This window comes from Hallella faecis (genome assembly GCF_018789675.1).
GTDB lineage: Bacteria > Bacteroidota > Bacteroidia > Bacteroidales > Bacteroidaceae > Prevotella > Prevotella faecis.
In genome coordinates this window covers 23,519-43,120 of record NZ_JAHKBE010000005.1, presented here as the reverse complement: position 1 = coordinate 43,120, position 19,602 = coordinate 23,519, and the positions used below count along the sequence as shown (strand labels likewise).

Sequence of the window (19,602 nt, the reverse complement as noted above, 5' to 3'; positions counted from 1 at the left end):
TGGAATTGTTTCGGAATGCAAAGGTAAGCATAAAAGACCATACCCGAAGGGGGCCATTGGCAGAATTTTTGGGGTCCAACCCCATATTATTAAAGGCAAGCGTTCGGCTATTCATATTTTTTATGTAAGTTTGCACCCATTATAAAAAACGAATAATAAAAAGCCAATCATGAAACTACTGAAAGATCGCATTCTGAAGGACGGCAAGTGTTTCCCCGGTGGAATACTGAAAGTAGACAAGTTTATCAACCACCAGCTCGACCCGAACCTCATGAAGCAGATAGCCGTGGAGCTTATCAGGCGTTATGCTTCGTCGGACATCAACAAGATTCTGACCGTTGAGGCCAGCGGCATTGCGCCGGCCATCATGATGGGCTTCCTGCTCGACCTGCCAGTGGTGTTTGCCAAGAAGAAAAAGCCGTCGACCATGGGCGACATGCTCTCGACCACTGTCTTCTCGTTCACCAAGCAGCGCGAGTATCACATGGTCATCTCCAAGGAGTATCTCCAGCCCACCGACAAGGTGCTCTTCATCGACGACTTCTTGGCCTATGGCAATGCGGCGAAGGGCATCATCGACCTCTGCAAGCAGAGTGGCGCCGAGCTCGTGGGCATGGGCTTCATCATCGAGAAAGCCTTCCAGAAAGGCAGGGAGGTCATTGAGAAGGAGGGCATACGCTGCGAGAGCCTCGCCATCATCGACTCGCTCGACAACTGCGAGATAAAGCTCCGCGAGGAGTAGGGCCGAAGCGCGCCCGGCGTTGCCATGGCGTGAGAACCCCAAAAGGACGAATCCTTAAATTTAACTATATGCTTGACAAGGAGATAAGAGAACAGATCGTGGCGCTCATCCACCAAGAGGTGGTGCCTGCCGTGGGTTGTACGGAACCGATGGCCGTGGCGCTCTGTGTGGCCCGAGCCACTGAGGACCTGGGGTGCAGACCCGAGAAGATACGCGTGTGGCTCTCGGCCAACATGCTGAAAAACGCCATGGGCGTGGGCATTCCCGGCACAGGCATGATCGGCCTGCCCATCGCGGTGGCCATGGGAGCCATCGTTGGAAAGTCGGAATATCAGTTGGAGGTCATCAAGGACCTCACGCCCGAGACCCTCGAGGAGGGCAAGCGCTATATCGGCGAGGACCACATCGACATCAAGTTGAAGCACGACATCACGGAGAAACTTTATATAGAGGTGGTGTGTGAGCGTGGCGACGACACGGCAACAGCCATCATCGCCGGTGGCCACACCAACTTCGTTTACGAGGAACGCAACGGGCAGGTGCTGCTCGACAAGCGTATGTGTGTGGGCGAGGAGGGCGAGACGCATGGCGTGGCGCTCAACCTGAAGACCGTGTGGGATTTTGCCACCACGTCGCCCGTCGATGAGATAGCGTTTATCCTCGAGTCGAAACGCTATAACATGGGTGCCGCCCAGGCGTCGCTCAAGGGCAACTACGGCCATTGCCTCGGCAAGACCATGGACCGTCCGTTGAGCAAGGGCATCTTCGGCGACAGCATCTTCTCGCACATCATATCGAAAACGGCATCGGCCTGCGACGCTCGCATGGGTGGAGCCATGATTCCCGTGATGAGCAATAGTGGGTCGGGCAACCAAGGCATCTGCGCCACCAACCCCGTGGTGGTGTATGCCGAGGAGAACGAGAACACTGAGGAGGAGCTGGTGCGCGCCCTCATGCTGAGCCACCTGACGGCCATCTACATCAAGCAGAGCCTCGGCAAGCTCTCGGCGTTGTGTGGATGTGTGGTGGCGAGCATCGGGTCGAGCTGCGGCATCACCTACCTCATGGGAGGCGAGTATAACGACATCTGCTTTGCCGTGAGAAACATGATTGCCAACCTCACGGGCATGATTTGCGACGGAGCCAAGCCCAGTTGTGCCCTGAAAATCAGTTCGGGCGTGTCGACAGCCTTGCTCTCAGCCGTGCTGGCGCGCGAGGGAAAGCATGTGACCGAGGCGGAGGGCATCATCGACAAGGATGTGGACCGAAGCATTCACAACCTTACGAGCATCGGCAAGGAGGCCATGTGCGCCACCGACGACATGGTGCTCAACATCATGACGCATAAGAGCTAACCCACAGGAGGGTAAGACAATAAGCATCGAAAACTATTGTAGCGGAGGTCGTTGGCCTCCGCTTTTTTGTTGGCAATAGGGATGGTGAGACGGCATGTTTGCAACAAGGTTGCACGACTTTTGCTTTATCTTTGCAGCCAATTCGGTTTTAACTACGTAATCAACACCAATGAAATATGCTTAGAAGAATCACTTATTACCTATTGTCAGCCGTCTTCGTGGCTGGCATGACCGCTTGCGGAGCCCATTCGCACGACCATCTCGACCACGATCACGACCATGACCACGCTGAGGAAACCGAGCAACACGACCACGAGGCCGAGGAGAAAGGCCACGAGGCCAAGGGTGCCCATAACGACGAGATTATCCTCTCGCCCGAGAAGGCGCGTGCCGCTGGCGTCCAGGTGGAGGTGGTGAAGCCTGGCGTGTTCCATGGCGTTATCCACACCAGTGGAAAAGTGATGTCGGCCTCGTGCGACGAAACCACCGTGGTGGCCACCATCAGCGGACGGGTGCAGTATAAGAACCACGTCAGCGAGGGACTGAAGGTGAGTGCGGGCGCAACGCTCTTCTCCATCACGTCGGGCGGTATGCAGACGGCCGATGGCGACCCCGTGCAGCGCGCACGCATCGATTATGAGCGCGCTGAGCGCGACTACACCCGCGCGAAGATACTCATCAAGGACAAGATTATTAGCGAGAAAGACCTCGCTGTGGCCAAGGCCGAGTATGAGGCGGCCAAGCTCACCTACACCAGCGTGCAGCGCACACGCAGCGCGGGTGGAGTGGTGGTGACCGCTCCGCGTGGTGGCTACCTGAAGCAGTGCCTCGTCAATGGGGGCGACTATGTGGAGGCCGGACAGCCCCTCGCCATCATCACGCAGAACAAGCACCTCTATCTGCGCGCCGAGATTCCCGAGCGCCACTTCAATGAGCTCAATAAGATACGCGGCGCTAAGTTTAGCACGAGCTACAGCGATCGTCTCTACGACATCACCGACATGGGTGGGCACATACAGTCGTATGGTCGTTCGGCCGAGGTCAACAACTCATACATCCCCGTCATCTTCGAGTTCAACAACACGGGCGACGTGGTGCAGGGCTCCTATGCGGAGATTTACCTCATCACGCAGAACCGTCCCAACGTCATAACCCTGCCCATGGGCGCCCTCACCGAGGAGCAAGGCGTCCATTTCGTGTACATCCAGGTGGACGAGGAGGGCTATCGCAAGCAGGAGGTGACGCTCGGTGAGAGCGACGGCGAGCGTGTGGAGATTCTCGCCGGAGTGAAGAAAGGCGACCGCGTGGTGACCAAGGGCGCTGTGCAGGTGCGATTGGCATCGGCCTCCAACGCCATCCCGGCGCATAACCATAACCATTGATTGTAGGAGGATATGCTAAACAAGATCATACGATTCTCGCTTGAGAACAGAATATTGGTGTTGGTGGCGTCGGTGCTGCTCGTCATTGGCGGCTTGTATTCTACCAGCAAGACCGATGTCGATGTGTTCCCAGACCTCAACGCCCCCACCGTGGTCATCATGACCGAAGCCGGGGGCATGGCGACCGAAGAGGTGGAGCAACTCGTAACCTTCCCCATTGAGACCGCCGTGAATGGTAGCACCGGTGTGCGCCGGGTGAGGTCGCAGTCGACCAATGGCTTCTCTGTGGTGTGGGTGGAATTCGATTGGGGCACCGATATCTATCTGGCCCGGCAGATCGTGAGCGAGAAGCTCGCCTCTGTGGGTGAGCAGATGCCGGCGGGCGTTAGCGCTCCCGTGCTTGGGCCGCAGTCGTCGATCCTCGGCGAGGTGTTCATAGTGAGTCTCACCAGCGACCACACCTCGCAGCAGGACCTGCGCACCTACGCCGATTGGGTGATACGTCCGCGGCTCCTCTCCACGGGCGGTGTGGCTCAGGTGAGCGTGCATGGTGGCGACATCAAGGAGTACCAGATACTCATCAGCCCGGGCAGGATGAAGCATTTCGGGGTGACGCTCGCCGACATCATGGCCAGCACACGTGGCATGAACACCAACACCAACGGTGGCGTGCGCTACAAGTATGGCAACGAGTACATCATTCGTGGCATCACCTCAACCAACGATGTGGAGAAGTTGGGCACATGTATCGTGAAGAAAAACGGCGAGAGCGTCATCACATTGGCCGATGTGGCCGACATCAAGGTGGGCAACCAGTCGCCCAAGCTCGGCGTGGCCAGTGAGCGCGCGCATCCCGCTGTGCTCCTCACAGTTACCAAACAGCCCAACACCAGCACCATCGACCTTACGCAACACATCGACAGCGCGCTCGCCGACTTGCAGAAAAGCCTGCCCGCCGATGTGCATGTGTCTACCGATATCTTCCGTCAGGCCGACTTCATCGAGAGTAGCATCGACAACGTGAAGAAGTCGCTCGTAGAGGGCGCCATCTTTGTTGTCATCATCCTGATGCTCTTTCTCGCCAACGTGCGCACCACGGTCATCTCGCTTGTCACCATTCCCTTGTCGTTCCTGGTGGCCATGATTGTGCTCAACGCCCTTGGCATCAGCATCAACACCATGACCTTGGGCGGATTGGCCATTGCCATTGGATCGCTGGTCGACGACGCCATCGTTGATGTGGAGAACGTGTATAAGCACATCAGGCAGCGCCGTGCCTTGCCCGAGGAGGAGCGTATGCCTATCATCGAACTGGTGTATAACGCCTCGCGTGAGGTGCGTATGCCTATCCTCAACTCCACGCTTATCATCGTGGTGAGCTTCGCACCGCTGTTCTTCCTCAGTGGTATGGAGGGTCGCATGCTGATTCCCCTTGGCATAGCCTTTGTTACTGCGCTCTTCGCATCGACGCTTGTCGCCCTCACGCTGACGCCTGTGCTCTGTAGCTATCTGCTCAACAAGAGCAAGGGCGAGATGCCTAAGGAGGCCTTTGTGGCCGTGTGGCTGAAGCAGTATTATGAGCATGCGTTGCTCTGGGTGTTGGGTAACACACGCAAGGTAATCGTGGCCACCGCAGCGTTGTTTGTGGTGGCGGTGGGCGTGTTCTTCTGTTTGGGAAGCAGTTTCTTGCCTAAGTTCAATGAGGGATCGTTCACCATCAACATCTCTTCGCTCCCCGGCATATCACTTGAGGAGAGCGATTCCATTGGCGCACGTGCCGAACGCGTGTTGCTGCAAGTGCCCGAGATTAAGACCGTGGCCCGAAAGACGGGACGTGCGGAGCTCGATGAGCATGCGCTCGGCGTCAACGTGAGCGAGATAGAGGCTCCTTTCGAGCTGCGCGACCGCAGTCATGAGGAGGTGCTCAACGATGTGAGAAAGCGCCTGTCGGTGCTCGCCGGCGCCAATATCGAGATTGGACAGCCCATCTCGCACCGCATTGACGCCATGCTTTCGGGAACGCAGGCAAGCATTGCCATCAAGCTCTTTGGCACCGATCTGAACCGCATGTTCACCATTGGCAACCAAATCAAGGAGGCGTGCAAGGACGTAAAGGGCATCGCCGACCTCAATGTGGAGCAGCAGATCGAACGACCGGAACTGAAAATCATACCGCGGCGCGAGTTGTTGGTGCGCAACGGCATCACCCTGCCTGAGTTCAACGAGTTCCTGGCGGTAAACCTCGCGGGCGAAACGGTGTCGCAAGTTTATGAGGCGGGGCGCGCGTTCAACCTCGTGGTGAAAGCGGCCAACTACGATGACGTGAGCAATCTCATCATCGATACGCAAGATGGGCGCAAGGTGCCCTTAAGCGACGTGGCCGATGTCGTCTCGAGCGCTGGCCCCAACACCATCAACCGCGAGAACGTGCAGCGCAAGATCGTTATCTCGGCCAACACCAGTGGCAGGGCGTTGAGCGATGTTGTGGCCGACATCAAGCAGGTTGTGGCCGACGAAGTGCAGTTGCCGGAAGGCTACCACGTGGAGTATGGCGGCCAGTTTGAGAGCCAAGAGAGCGCCAGCAGGGTGCTTTACCTCACGTGTGTCTTGGCCATCGTGGTCATCTTCTGCCTCCTTTTCATGCAGTTCCGCAATGCGATGGAAGCCGGAGTGATCCTGCTCAACCTGCCCCTGGCTCTCATAGGCGGCATCTTTGCCATTGTGCTCACCACTGGCGAGGTGAGCATCCCGGCTGTCATAGGCTTCATATCGCTCTTTGGTATCGCCACGCGCAACGGTATGTTGCTCATCACCGAGTACAAGCGCTTGCGCCAAGAGGAGGGCAAGACCGTGCGTGAGGCCATCATTGAAGGCTCTCTCTCGCGCCTGAACCCTATCCTCATGACGGCCCTCACCTCAGCTCTCGCGCTCGTTCCGTTGGCTCTCGGCGGCGACTTGCCGGGCAACGAGATACAGTCGCCCATGGCAAAGGTGATACTTGGCGGCCTCATCAGTTCCATATTACTCAACGCATTCATTGTTCCTATCATTTATGAGAAGATATCTAATCGCCACAATCGTGGCACTCAGCGTGTGTAACGCGGCTTTCGCAGCCGACATTCTTGGCGACGTGCTCAAGCAGATCGCAGCCAATAACCTCACCCTGCAATCGATCGCACACGACAATCGGGCCGACGTGCTCGACCTTAAGGCGGCGAATACGCTCGCTGGCCCATCGGTGGAGTATAGCCCGTTCTTTGGCAATGGCTACTCAGGCGTTGCCGAAAGCGAACTTGTGGTTAGTCAGGAGATGGAGTTTCCCACGAAATATGCTGCCCGCAACAAGCAGGCGCAGATGCAACAGACGGTGGGAGAGCAGCTCTTGGCCAAGCAGCGTCGCGACATCTTGCTTCAGGCGCAGTTGCTCTGCATCGATATCATCCGCCTCAATCAGACGCTCGCCATGCTGAAGGAGCGTTTGGCCAATAGCGAGAAACTGCTGCAGATGTATGAGAAACGCATGGAGGCTGGCGACGCCAACGCCCTTGAACTCAATAAGGTGAAGCTCGATTGTATGGAGGTTCGCACTCTTGTCAATGAGTCGCAAGGGGAGCGAACGGCCCTTGTTCAACAGCTTCAGCAGCTCAATGGTGGAAAGCCCATTGATGTGACGACTACCGAACTGCCCGACTTCCCAAAGATACCCGACTTTGAATCGTATCGCACTCTGACCCTTGCCACCGATGCCGACGTAGCGGTGGCGAAGACTGCGCTTCGTGCCGCCGATATGAACCTTAAGGTTCAGAAGAACGAGTGGTTGCCCAACATCTCATTGGGCTACCGTCGAAACACCGAGCAAGGGGAGGCCATCAATGGCGTTCTCGTTGGTGTTAGCTTTCCATTGTATAGCAATAGCCGCCAGATGAAGGCAGCACGCGAGCGCAAGGAGAGCGCCGAATTGCAAGTGGCGCAAGCCAAGCATGAGGCCGTGGCTACGTTGCGCACCAGCTATGAGCAGTTGCAGGGATTGCAACAGGTCATCGACCATAGCGACGTAAAACTGTTGCAGGAGTCGCTTACGCTCTTTGCCAAGGCTCTGCAACAGGGCGAGATAACTGCCCTCGCTTACTACGTGGAGATCAATAGCATTTACGAGAAGCTGCAACGCCATATCGATTTGCATTGCCAAAGTGTGAAACTGTTGGCCGAACTGCACAAGAACGATCTTCTTCAAATAGGGAGTTGAAGCATGTCAGACTCCAGATCAACAATAGGTTTAACTCTAAGCATATCAAGAACTCTGCCTGCCGGCAACAGGATAACGATCCATCCGATGGCGGATCGCTAACCCAATGATTAGGTGTTTCTGTCTGATTGTCGATGGTTTTCTGTCTGATTGTCGATGGTTTTCTGCCTGATTGTCGATGGTTTTCTGTCTGATTGTCGATGGTTTTCTGCCTAACGGTTGATGAGTTGCTATCCATAGGACTCGTGAGGGGGTAGACAATGAAAAATCGGTGGGGCACTTGAAATGTTTCCTTCTTCATGCAAGGGGGGCTGCGACAACATCGCAGCCCCCCTTTGAGGTTCGTATCCAATTGTTATTGGGTCACGTTTCCCATGTCCATACTCAAGAGTTCCATTCGTCTTGCTTGAAGTGTCCCATATCAAAACTCAAGAAATCCAATTGTCATGTTTGATGCTTCCCATGTTCTTTCTTGGGCTACTCCATGGTTTCCACTTCATTCTCCCGATGGCATTGGGCCGTTATGCTTGGTGGTTATCGGGTGAGGCTGAACTTGAGACTTAGGCCGAAGTCCTGCGTTGTCGTTGGATAACTGCTGCTGCTCAGGAGTGGCGTGTTGGTCTGACGGTCGAGATAGAAACTCATGGTCATCAGTTTCGACAAGGTATAGTCGGCCACAAACGACAGTTTGAAGGCTGTGTTGCCACTGCTGGCAGCAGAGGTCATGGCGGCAATATCGCGTGTAATGGCTGCCTGTTTGCGGAACGAGAGGTCGAGTCGCAGGTTCATGCTGTGGTTCACACTGCCTCGGCTGGTTTGCGTACGGCTGTTGCTCTTGGGGCTTCGGTTGTTGGTGCGGTTGCCTGAGCCCTTCACCTGGCGGTGGTTACGTGAGCCAAACAGTTTGAAATCGTTGATCTTGTAACCCATTCCCAGCACCCAATCCTTGCTGATAGCTTCGTTGATTTGCACGCTTGTCATCGACAAGGAGAGCACACGCGTCTGTCGATACTCGAGCTTAGCGGTGAGATTGTTCTGCAAGGTAACATCGATGCCGAGCAGAGGCGAGAACGCTTCGTTGATGCTCACGGTGGATACGTTGTACATGGAGTTAGGTATGGGATTGCCCGACGTGGCGTCGGTGATGAATCCCAGACCCGATCCCATCAGCTCCATGAACGTGCTGTAGCTTTGGTAGCTTCCCACGGCATAGATGCTCTTGTAGCTATGGTTGAGGTTGACGCTCTTGAAGACGTCGCGGAACCATGGCAACTTGCCCAATCCGCTGTAGCGAACGGTCCAGTTGGGCAATAGCTTGGTGAGCGATGGGAAGATGCTCAGACCCTTGCCCCCCATGCTGGTGTAACTGGCCAGGAAAGCCGGCACCATGACATCGGCGCTATAGAGATTGACGCCACCATTGGCGGGGTCGAACTTCTTGCCAGCCAAGGCGCTTCCTGCGGGGTAGACGGCACCAGCGTATTGTGCCTCCACGCGTTGGCGGAAGCCTTCGAGCGAGTTGCAGAACTTCTTGAATGTGGCGCTATGGAACCCGTTGTTGGCGTTGCCCATGCCTTCGAAGGCCGTTCCCAGCGAGATGGTTGTCATGGTGAACGTACCCGTCTGGGTGGTGGGATTGCCCTGGTACATGTATTGGATGCTCTTGGCCGTGGTTTGTGAACGTGTGGCGGTGAGGTCGATCTTGAGGTTCTTCACCGGTTCGAGCGTCATGCGCAGTTGCAGGTCCTCGGTCTTGTTGGTGGTGGCGGGCGTCGCCACGCTATCGCTCATGAGCAGCCATCCGTTGTCGCGCGCTTTCGTAATGTAGCTGTCGCCCACCAGTCCGAAGGCAAAGTCGAGACCTGGCGACAACGCGTTGGCGCTGGTGTTGCGCGTCTGTCCGAATGCGTCGCCCACATTAGGCATGAAGCCCGGCAGGGCGATGGAGTACTGGTTGCGGTAAGTGAGACTGGCGTTGCGCACCATCATGGCCACGCGAGCCACCGACTGGGCTAAGCGATACCACTTCAGTTCGTCCAGAGGCTGCTTCTTGCTGACGGCAATCTTCAGTTTCATGGCCGAGTCGACCTTGTTTGTGATGCGTATCTTGTTGTCGTCGAGCTTCTTGAACTTCAACTTGTAACGGTGTCCGTCCAAGGTCTTTGCCGTAACGATGAGGCGTTTCGACTTCTTGCCATGACTCACCTCGAGCGTGGTGTCGGGCAACAGTTGAATTTCCTTCTCGAAGGTGTTCTTGTTCTTCGGCAGTTGGGCTTTCTTCTGTTGCTCCTCCTTTCGCTTCTGTTGCAGTTGTTTCACCGCCTCCTCTGGGTCTTTTCCATCGGCCACGGCCTGCTTTCTCACCTGGCCTTCCTCATCCTTGAGCTTCTTCTTCTCGGCTTTCTCCTTGGCCTTGTCCTGCTTTTTCTTGTTAGCTTCCGAGCGACTGGGCTCCTTGTCGAAACGGTCGTTGGCGGCCTTGAGGAACGGCACGTGGTTATAGAGCTTGGTGAGGTTGAACGTACCATTGATGTTCAACTGTCGGTTGTTCTGTATGGTGTTTCCCAGGTTGGTTCCGTCCTCGAGCTCCGATCCGCGCACCCAGTGGTAGGTGGCGTTGTAGGTGGCGTCGGCGTTGGCCCAATCGAAGATGGGCAACAGGTTGAGCGGCAACTGGTACGACATGGTGAAGGTCTGCTGATAGTCGAGCGGTGTACCCCAGTGTTTGATGGAGGTCCAAATAGAATCCTTCCAAGCCTCGTAACGGTTGGGATAGAGATCCTTGTTGACCGGTGTGTAAGGTTCCTCGATTTCGGCGTGTGTGGCACTCTGGAAGTTCATGTGCAAGTTCTTCGTCAGGTCCCACCTCAGTTGGAAGTCGCGGTTCCAAAGGAACTGCTCAGAGAAGGTCAACGGCAGTTGCGATCCCTCCAACGACTCCATGTCGCGCTCTTGCAACTCATAATAGTTGCGCGTCATCTCGGTGTTGAACGCCACGTTCTGCGGCAACCAGTTGATGCCGAAGCGTTTCAGGATCTCAAGCCATTTGCTCTTGTTCTTGATCTTTTTGAAGGGCTCCCACGCCTTGTAGATAGGCGACCAGTTGTAGTTGAGTCCACCCCGCCAGTTGTCCTCGTTCTCGTAGACCGTTGTCTCACCCTGCGAGTGGGAGTGAGAGTGGCTGTATGAGAATGAGAAGTTGGCCGGATCGTAAGGCATGGGGTGCCGCTTGGTCTGTATTCCCACGCGCACATTCGACAGCGAGAAGTTGCGGTTGAGCGTCTTTGTCACGGCAATGTTCTCCACAGAGTCGCGCTCGCGCTTGTTCATGCTCTCCAAGGCGTCGTCGAGTTCCATATCCGTGTCGAGCGGATTATACTTCGGCTTCGTCACCTCCTTGGTGACACTATAATAAAGCGGAGCCGACACCTTGGCCTTGTCGGGGAAGAATTTTCCGAGCTCAAGGCTTGTTGTGAACGACACGTTGCTCTGATCGTCCTGTGAGCGTTGGCTCACCCCCTGCTCCAGTCCGCCGAATCCTTGCGACACATAGCGTCCTTGCAGGTTGACGGTACCCATGTCGGAGAGTTGCACATTGAGGTTTCCGTTGGCAGCCCAACCTCCCGAGTTGTTGTATTCCTTGAGTCGCAACTCGTTGATCCACACCTCACCGCTCTTTTGCTCACTGGCCAGGTTGCGCACACCGATGATGAGCGTCTTCACCTCACCGAGTGTGGGGTTACCCATCACGGTAATCTTGTTTTGTGGATGGTTCTCGTCGTAAGCCTCGAAGGCTCGGTTGAAGGACGCCAACCCGTTCGCCTTGGCGGCGTTGCGCGCCTTCTTGACGGACGTGAAAACCGACAGGGGCACGTCGAGCATGTTGTCCTCGGGCCACACCTGCTGCACCTGCGCGAGGGTGTAACGGTCGTAATGGCCAGCGGGAGTGAGCTTCAACGGTATTTGGTATTCATAATAATTGCTCTTGTAATCGGAGCCCAATCGTATGAACACAGCTAACTGGTCGTCTTGCAATCCGCTGACATTCTGCTCGTTGGCGTTGGCGTGTACAAACATCTGAAGGCGCTTGTACTGGCGCAGGTCGAGCGTGGAATTCTTGTAGACACACTTCGACTCGCCCGACGAGAGGTTGTTGACGTTGATTTGCAAGGCCGCCTCGTTCGACTCCACCAATTGCGGCTGTGTGGGGTCTTGGCCACGCTTGATGCCCGGAGGCAACACGTAGTTGACCGGCGACTTGTCGCTGTTTTCCTCGATATCGACCGACGCGGTGGTCATGGTACCCGTCTGCGTGGTGTTGTCGAGGTTCTGCTCATACACACGCCATGTGCCGCGCACGAGGTCGAAGGTTCCGAAACGGAGCACGATGGGCTGTTTGAAGCCTGTGAGGAAGGCGCGCATGAAGCGGATGGATGAGAAGTCGGTGATGTTTCCCACGCGCTTCTCAAATTCCTCCAACGGTATGCGGAACTCGTACCACGTCCAGTGGCCGGTCTGTCCGTTGCGCAGCTTGGGCGCCACCTCACGCTTGTCGACGATGAAGTTGCGTCCCACCTCCATGTCCTCGGGTCTCAGCGACACGCGGTACTGGTAGTATTTCTCGTATTCGTTGAGCGTATAGTCTTGGTTGATATCCTCCACATCGGGCGTGCTCTTGTACGAGGTGTCGAATCTTCCCGAGTTGCCCTCCGAGTCGGGCGAGTTGCCCTGCGGGTTGTTGATGTATTTGTAGCGCCTGAGGATGTCGGCCTCCATGCGGTCGAGGTCGTCGCCACGGAAGTAGTGGTAGTTGTCGTTGGCGGGGTCGGCCCATATCGAATCCCACACGGCGGGGTTCACCTTGCCCTGAATTTGGGTAAGGAAGTCCTGGTAGCTTTGGAACTGTTGCTCCTCCTCATCGTTGAGTCCGTTAAGTCCCACGTCTTGCAATTTTCTTGATCCCTTGCTTGTTGCGAAGGCGTAAGTTACGGTCGACTGCGTGGGAATCTTACCCCACTGGGTGAAGGTGAAGCTCTGCGATCCATCCACCGGCATGCCGCTCTCGTAGAATTTCTTTCCGTCGCGCAGCACGTCCTCCGACACCTCGCCGAGGTTGAAATAGAGGTCGCCTCCATAGTCGGAAGCGTTGGCCTTGTCACGACTGTGTATGAATGGGTCGAGCATCCAGAACTCCACATACTCGATGTTGGCGTTCTCGAAGTCGGTGGTTTCCAGTTTGCGCATCATGCCGCCCCAATGCTGCTCCGGATGGTTGAGCGTTCCGTCGGCGTTGAGGTCGGGGTTGAAGTTGTAGGGGCCACGCTCGTTGGGGTAGTAGGCCATGTTGAGCACGGGCAATGTGGCCGTGGCGCCGCTATACGAGTTGACATCGCGGTTGGGGAACAGCTCGTTGACGTACCACTCGCGAATGTAGGGGTTGCTCAGCTGGTCGAGGTCGCTCTTGATGTGCGACGGTGTGAGACTGCTGCTGCGTCGGGTGAAGAGCGGGTCGATGGAATACCACGCCATCTGCGCACGGTTGAAGCCGCTTCGCAAGGTGGTCTTGTCGTCGTGGTTGGGAAACATCGACGGCACGCTCGACAGCACCCAGTTGTACGGGTCGAGCACGCTGATCTTATCGGTGGTGTTCTCAAAATCGTCGATATACGAGGCGTTGTCCTGCACACCACGCGCCTTTCCGGCGATGAGCTGTGCAAACTCGCCCGTGAACGATATCTGCGAGGGTTGCGTCAGGTGCAGGAAGGGCAGCTTGTCGAGCATGTTGGTAAGCCACTGCGACTCGTGTTTCCAGTTGAGGTTGAGGCCCCAGATGGTGTTGTTGAGCGGTTCCGAACCCATCGACACCTTGGTGGTGAGTGCCTGTTCCGACAGATGCTGCAAGGTTCCCGACATCTGGAAATTCTTCGAGAAGTCGTATTCCCAGTTTACGCCGAACATGGTTTTTCGCTCTTGCGAGTAGTCGCTTTGGCTTTCGAGCGACACGTTGACGGCTGTTCCGGCGTCGATGATGCTCTGGTTGAGGATGGTAACCTCGCCCGCGCTGTAGTCGACGGTATAGTCGGATCCCTCGGTGAGCCTCACGCCACCGGCCGTTACCACCACCGATCCCTGCGGCACGTTGTAGGCGCCAAGAGAGATGACGTTGGCCGATGTGCCCTTGTATTGTCCTTGCAAGAGGAACTTGTCTTTCTCGGCAATCTGCTTGGCGATGGTCTTGGTAGAGTCGTAGAGTTCGGTGAAGGCGTATGAGGCAGCCTTGTCGGCCGACACGCCCGCGCTGACGAGGCGGTCGTAGAGGTAGCTGCCAAACGGTTCGGCCTCTGGGAAGAACACACGGCCGTTGCTCACGGTGTAGCCCTCCACGAAGTCGAAGTAGCCGTTGGGGTGCGCCTTGTTGTTGTTGTCGAGGCGGTCGGCCCCCAGGAGCTTGATGAGCGTTTGGTCCTTCACCTGCTGTTCGGGTATATAAGAAAGGTACACACCCGTGGTGTCGCTTTGATACTTGACGTCGAGGCGGAACTTCTCGCGCTCCACCGACGAGGCCAGGTAGTACACGTTCTTCATCATCAGCTTCCAGTTGCCCTGTTGTGGGTTGTTGCTGGTGTTCTTGAGCGCTTTCACGAAGAGCGCCTTGTTCACGTCGGTGACGTCGCTGGCAAACTCACCCACTTGGTAGGTTTGTCCGCCGTAGGTGTATTCGTAGGCAATGGCCAGCACCTGGTCGGTCTGCAGCGATGTGCGCAGCGATACGTAGCCCAGCGCCGTGTTGACGCTGTACTCCGACGAGTTGAGCAGGCGTGCGCTCTGCAACTTCTCATAGTCGGACCCGCCCACAAGGCCCGCGCCATCGAGCACGGTCGATGTCTGGTCGATGTTGCGGGCGTCGGCCAGTTGTCCCACGACGGTGGCATACTCGGTGTTGGCACCGTTGGCCGGCACGGGCGATCCTCCTGCGCTCCACATGGGGTTGCTTACCGAGGTGTTCTCGCCCAAGTCGGTGAGAGCCACGATGTTACGTGTGTTGGTGGTTGTTCCCGTCTTGTTGGTCACCCATATCTCCACGCGGTTGATGGTGACACCCGTTGTGAGGTTGGGCAAGGTTTTCATGGCCGCGTCGTAGTGGTTGCGGAAATATTGTGAGAGGAAGAAGTGGCGGTTCTCCTCGTAGTTGGCCGCGTCTATTTCGAATGGTGTGAGCTGTGTGCCACCTTTCGACGACACACTCTTCGACGAGCTCTTTTTCTGCGAGGCCACCAGTTGCAGCTTGAGTTTGCCAAACTGCAGGTCGGTGCGCAGGCCGAAGAGCGAGCTGGCGCCCTGCACGAGCGACGAGTTGCTGGGGAACGATATGTTACCGCCTTCCACGAGCTTTACGATCTCATCCTCCTTGCCGTCGTACTTCAGCTTCATGTTTTGCGAGTCGAAGTCGAAGGTGGCGTCGGTGTTGTAGTTTAGGTTCATGTTCACCTTGTCGCCCACCTTACCGTTGACGTTGAGGTTAATCTTCTCGTCGAAGTCCATCGTTGTCTTGTTGCGGTTGCGCACAGGCAGCGAGGGGTTGTCTATCTTCTTGTTGGTGGCGCCAAACTTCAGCTCGGCCGTACCTTGCGTTCGTATGCGCACACCGCCCGGACCGAATATTTTCTCGGCCGGTCCGAGGTCGAAGTGCATGTCGGCAAAGTCGAATTTCTCCTTTCCCTTGGCCTCGTAGATCTCGTCGTTCTTCGAACGGAAATAGGCGTCGCGCGCATGCTTCTCGCTCCACTTGAGATATTCGTCGGTGGTCATCATGAAAGGCGTGGAGAGATACGATCCCCCAAACTTGGCTCCAATGATGTAGCGGTCGAGCGAGTCGTTGTAGACCACCTCATAGCGCAGCCCCTCAGGGCGTTGCAGGTCGAGCACGCCTTGGTCGAGGTCGCCATAGGTGATGGGTGTGGTGCGTTGTATCTTCCATCTGGGGTTGAGCAGCGAGTCGGGTATCGAGTCGTCGTCGATGATGAGGTCGTTGAGGTTGGCGCCATTGGTCTTGGCGTTCTTTTTGTTATCCTGCCTGCCTGCTTTCTTGCCTTTGTCCTGTTGTGCGCGCCTTGCCTGCCGACGCGGGTCAACCTGCTGGCGAGGGTACACGACGGCATAGGCCGCCATGGCGATGGCCAGCCAGATGAGGAATGATATGCCGTGTTTCCTGATGTTCATTCTTGCTGATTACTTGATGCGCTTGAGGGCTTCCTTGATGACCAGCTCCACAGCCATGTCGGGCTGTTCGGTGAGGATGGCCGTCACCACCTTGGCGGCGGGCGCTGGTGAGAATCCGAGCATGGTCATGGCCGACACCGCCTCGTCCTTGACGGCGTTGTTGATGGCTGGCGACTCCTCGCGCCCGGTCGATACGTGCAGTTCGCTGGCGATGCCCGACGACACAATCTTGTCCTTCAGGTCGACGATGACGCGCTGGGCGGTCTTCAGTCCGATGCCCTTCACGCTCTTGATGAGTTTCTCGTTACCATTGGCGATGGCGTCGCACAGTTCGGCGGGCGACATCGACGAGAGCATCATGCGGGCTGTGTTGGCTCCTACGCCCGACACGGAGATGAGCATGCAGTAGAGCTCGCGCTCCTGTCGTGTGGCAAAGCCGTAGAGGGTGAACGAGTCGTCGCGCCCGCCGGCTATGAGCACCTCGTGCACATAGAGCTTCGCTTCCTTCTTGCCTTGGATGCCTGTGTAGGTGTTGAGCGATATGTTGAGCGCATATCCCACCCCGGCAGCCTCAACGACGGCCAGCGTGGGGGTGAGCTCTGTGAGCTCGCCTTTTATGTATTCGATCATAAAAAAACTTTCTTTGTATATACACCTTAATAACGTACGCAGGCGCGCGATTATTGTTTTGCGCCCCCTATTTATTATTATCTCGCATAGGCCATGTGTCCGAAAGGGACCGATGAGAGGTGTGTGATGGGCTGTTTTCTTGAAATGGGCCAGGCCATTTGGGAATTACTGGAGGGCGATGTGGAGGCGATGCGCGTGTCGATGCGGAAAGGAAAGGGGATGAATTGTCGCATCATTTGGTCAAAAAGTTTGTCTGTGATTCTGGGTGAAATAGAGAACGAAAAGACCGTTTTTACGCCTTTGCGTCTCCTCCTCTTTGACGAGCCGTTGCGGAAGATGCCCAATCGCGTTGCCGTTAGGCATCTTTCGTGCCTCGTAAAGCCATGTATCGTCATGCCGTTAGGCATGTTTTGCACCACGAAACATGCCTAACGGCATGCCTATTGGCTGATTTTTTGAGGTTGGATGTGGGGTGAAATTTGTAACACGCTGAATGTTAGGTGTTTATATGAATGCGCTGAGAATCGCGTATTTGGGCCAAATATTTTTGTGGTGGCAAACAAACGTGTAGTTTTCGCTATAGATTGTTGGCTAATTTCGCTATGCGTTGGCGCAAGAGAAGGGTAGGGCGAAAATGCGGTAAAAGTAAAAATGTGTCAAAAAACGAGTGTGATATACCACGATTTTCATAGGAATGATGTACTTTTGCATTCAAAAAGAAAGCAAAACGTATTAAACATCACAAATATGAAAAAGATTAGAGCCGCTATCGTTGGATACGGAAACATTGGACATTACAGCGTGCAAGCCTTGGAGGCAGCACCCGATTTCGAAATTGTAGGCGTCGTGCGCCGTCAGGGAAGCGAAAACAAGCCCTTGGAACTGACACCTTATGAGGTGGTGGACGACATCACCAAACTGAAGGATGTCGACGTGGCCATTCTCGCCACCCCCACACGCCTCTGCCCCGAATATGCTGAGAAAATCACAGCCCTGGGCATCAACACGGTCGATAGCTTCGACATACACACTTCCATCCTGAGCTACCGCAACAGTCAGATGAAGAACAACCTGAAGACCAACACCGTGTCGGTCATCTCTGCAGGATGGGATCCGGGATCCGACTCGGTGGTGCGTGTGCTGATGCAGGCCCTCGCCCCCAAAGGTCTGAGCTACACCAACTTCGGTCCGGGCATGTCGATGGGACATAGCGTGGTGGCTCGTTCGAAGAAGGGTGTGAAGAATGCGCTGAGCATGACCATCCCCCTCGGTGAGGGCATCCACCGTCGCATGGTTTACGTGGAGCTCGAAGAGGGCGCCACACTCGATGAGGTGGAGAAGGAACTGAAGGCCGACGACTATTTCGCACACGATGAGCTCCACGTGTTTGCCGTGAAGAGCGTCGACGAAGTGCGCGATATGGGTCACGGCGTACACATGACCCGCAAGGGCGTGAGTGGCGCCACCCCCAACCAGCGCATCTCCTTCGACATGAGCATCAACAACCCCGCCCTCACCGCTCAGGTGTTGGTGGATGTGGCCCGCGCCACCCAGCGCCTCCAGCCCGGTTGCTACACCATGCCCGAGATTCCCGTTATCGACTTGCTGCCTGAGAGCCGCGAGGAGATCATCGGTTCGTTGGTGTAAGACCCTCGGTAGCCCATAAGAAAAGGCACAGTTGTCAGACTCCCGACAACTGTGCCTTTTTCCTTGCCCATGAGCAAGATTATCCTAACTGTTTTCCAGTTTCGCCCTAATGATTGATTGGGGTTAATCCCCAATCGGTCATTAGATTTCAATTCTTGTTAGTGTTTGTTTCGAGCAGGTTGCAACGGGTGCGTTGAAGCCATAGCGGGCTATGGCGAAACGCAACCGGAAGCAAGATGCCGAAAGAAACGCTGACAAGAGTTGGAAAGAATCCATAACATCCTACGATTTCTCCTATTTCGGTCTAATGATCGATTGGGGTTAATGGGTTTCGGCCGCTTGCTCGTCGCGTTTCGACTTGCTTTTCACAACGAGCCAAACGCCAGAGAACACCAGAATGACGGCTATGGCCTGTTGCCATGTGAAGACCCCCAGGCCGGTGAGGACGCTCACGGTTACCGACACGATGGGCTGCACATAGTTGTAAACGCTCACCACGGTGGGGCGCAACACACGCTGGCTCACGATGGAGAGCAGGTAGCTGACGAAGGTGCCGAAAAACACCACGAAGCCCACCTCCATCCAGGTGGTTGAGCTGAGCGAGGCCCATGGCAACTCCACCAGATGGCCCGACGACACGGGCAGCACCAGCAGCGTGGCCCAGGTAAACATCCATTTGTTGACCGTGAAGGGATTGTATTTGCGTATCAATTTATTAAACAATGATAGATATAGGGCGAACGACAGTTGGGCGCCAATGCACATCAGGTCGCCACGTATGTCGCCCACCTTGGCGTTGCCGGCCGTCATGCTCGTCAGGATGAGGATGATGGCACCTGTGCAACCAATGGCCACACCGCTCGTCTTCTTCCATGTGATGGGTTCGCCGAGGATGAGAAACGAGAGCACCATGGCAAAGATGGGCATCGAGGTGGTGACGATGCTGGCGTTGATGGGCGAGGTGATGCTCAGGCCGATGGTGAACAGACACTGGTTGAAGACCACTCCCAGCAGGGCCGCGCCACCAAACAGCAGCACGTCGCGCATGGGAACATGCTCGCGTTTGGCAAATTGCGAAGCCACCCAGAACAGCAGGGCGGCACCCATCATGCGAAAGCTCACCATCGACAGGCCGTCGATGCCGTGGTTCATGGCGTCTTTGCCCACTGGCGACATCAGTCCCCACATGGCCTCAGCGGCAAACATGCTGAGGTGGGCTTGTAAAGGTTTGTTGTTCATTGCTTGTTGATTGTTATCCTTTGAAGAATCTTTTATAGCGTAAAAATTACGACAAACAGAATCGCGCGCGGTCCTTTTGTCGGTGCAAAGGTAGCCAAAAACTGCAAGGTCCACAAGAATAGGCTCCACAAAGTGGACCGA

9 protein-coding genes are annotated in these 19,602 nt (G+C 55.7%); 6 read left to right on the top strand and 3 right to left on the bottom strand.

What is annotated here, in order from left to right; translation table 11 throughout:
* Positions 1–169 precede the first annotated feature (169 nt).
* From xpt to KM934_RS02275, 5 genes are all read left to right on the top strand, one after another.
* A complete protein-coding gene (gene xpt / locus KM934_RS02295; RefSeq protein ID WP_215759001.1) occupies positions 170–742 on the top strand; it encodes a xanthine phosphoribosyltransferase in 573 nt (190 codons plus the stop codon).
* A gap of 68 nt (positions 743–810) precedes the next feature.
* Positions 811–2,097: an L-cysteine desulfidase family protein gene (locus KM934_RS02290; RefSeq protein WP_215759000.1), complete on the top strand. Its 1,287-nt coding sequence runs from the start codon at positions 811–813 to the stop codon at positions 2,095–2,097.
* Between the two features lie 176 nt (positions 2,098–2,273).
* Positions 2,274–3,479 carry an efflux RND transporter periplasmic adaptor subunit gene (locus KM934_RS02285; RefSeq protein WP_252344853.1) on the top strand — a complete coding sequence of 402 codons (1,206 nt, stop codon included), beginning with the start codon at positions 2,274–2,276 and terminating at the stop codon, positions 3,477–3,479.
* A 12-nt stretch (positions 3,480–3,491) separates the two neighbouring features.
* Entirely contained in the window at positions 3,492–6,578 is a 3,087-nt protein-coding gene (locus KM934_RS02280) for an efflux RND transporter permease subunit (protein WP_215758999.1), read from the top strand.
* Positions 6,532–7,725, top strand: coding sequence for a TolC family protein (locus tag KM934_RS02275; RefSeq protein WP_215758998.1), 1,194 nt, complete (start codon positions 6,532–6,534; stop codon positions 7,723–7,725). The genes KM934_RS02280 and KM934_RS02275 overlap by 47 nt, the downstream gene beginning before the upstream one ends.
* A gap of 534 nt (positions 7,726–8,259) precedes the next feature.
* On the opposite strand, the gene sov is transcribed toward KM934_RS02275, so the two are convergent.
* On the bottom strand, positions 8,260–15,945 hold the full coding sequence (sov, locus tag KM934_RS02270; protein ID WP_215758997.1) for a T9SS outer membrane translocon Sov/SprA: 7,686 nt from the start codon (positions 15,943–15,945) through the stop codon (positions 8,260–8,262).
* A gap of 9 nt (positions 15,946–15,954) precedes the next feature.
* Positions 15,955–16,575, bottom strand: coding sequence for a Holliday junction branch migration protein RuvA (gene ruvA, locus KM934_RS02265; RefSeq protein WP_215758996.1), 621 nt, complete (start codon positions 16,573–16,575; stop codon positions 15,955–15,957).
* A 747-nt stretch (positions 16,576–17,322) separates the two neighbouring features.
* Between ruvA and KM934_RS02260 the strand changes: the two genes are divergently transcribed.
* Positions 17,323–18,222: a diaminopimelate dehydrogenase gene (locus tag KM934_RS02260; protein ID WP_215758995.1), complete on the top strand. Its 900-nt coding sequence runs from the start codon at positions 17,323–17,325 to the stop codon at positions 18,220–18,222.
* A 321-nt stretch (positions 18,223–18,543) separates the two neighbouring features.
* On the opposite strand, the gene KM934_RS02255 is transcribed toward KM934_RS02260, so the two are convergent.
* Positions 18,544–19,461, bottom strand: a complete 918-nt coding sequence (locus KM934_RS02255) for a DMT family transporter (protein ID WP_215758994.1) — start codon at positions 19,459–19,461, stop codon at positions 18,544–18,546.
* Between the last annotated feature and the right edge of the window lie 141 nt (positions 19,462–19,602).

Coding starts and splice junctions, on each gene's coding strand:
- xpt (WP_215759001.1), top strand. CDS start 170: ATGAAACTACTGAAAGATCGCATTCTGAAGGACGGCAAGTGTTTCCCC.
- KM934_RS02290 (WP_215759000.1), top strand. CDS start 811: ATGCTTGACAAGGAGATAAGAGAACAGATCGTGGCGCTCATCCACCAA.
- KM934_RS02285 (WP_252344853.1), top strand. CDS start 2,274: ATGCTTAGAAGAATCACTTATTACCTATTGTCAGCCGTCTTCGTGGCT.
- KM934_RS02280 (WP_215758999.1), top strand. CDS start 3,492: ATGCTAAACAAGATCATACGATTCTCGCTTGAGAACAGAATATTGGTG.
- KM934_RS02275 (WP_215758998.1), top strand. CDS start 6,532: ATGAGAAGATATCTAATCGCCACAATCGTGGCACTCAGCGTGTGTAAC.
- sov (WP_215758997.1), bottom strand. CDS start 15,945: ATGAACATCAGGAAACACGGCATATCATTCCTCATCTGGCTGGCCATC.
- ruvA (WP_215758996.1), bottom strand. CDS start 16,575: ATGATCGAATACATAAAAGGCGAGCTCACAGAGCTCACCCCCACGCTG.
- KM934_RS02260 (WP_215758995.1), top strand. CDS start 17,323: ATGAAAAAGATTAGAGCCGCTATCGTTGGATACGGAAACATTGGACAT.
- KM934_RS02255 (WP_215758994.1), bottom strand. CDS start 19,461: ATGAACAACAAACCTTTACAAGCCCACCTCAGCATGTTTGCCGCTGAG.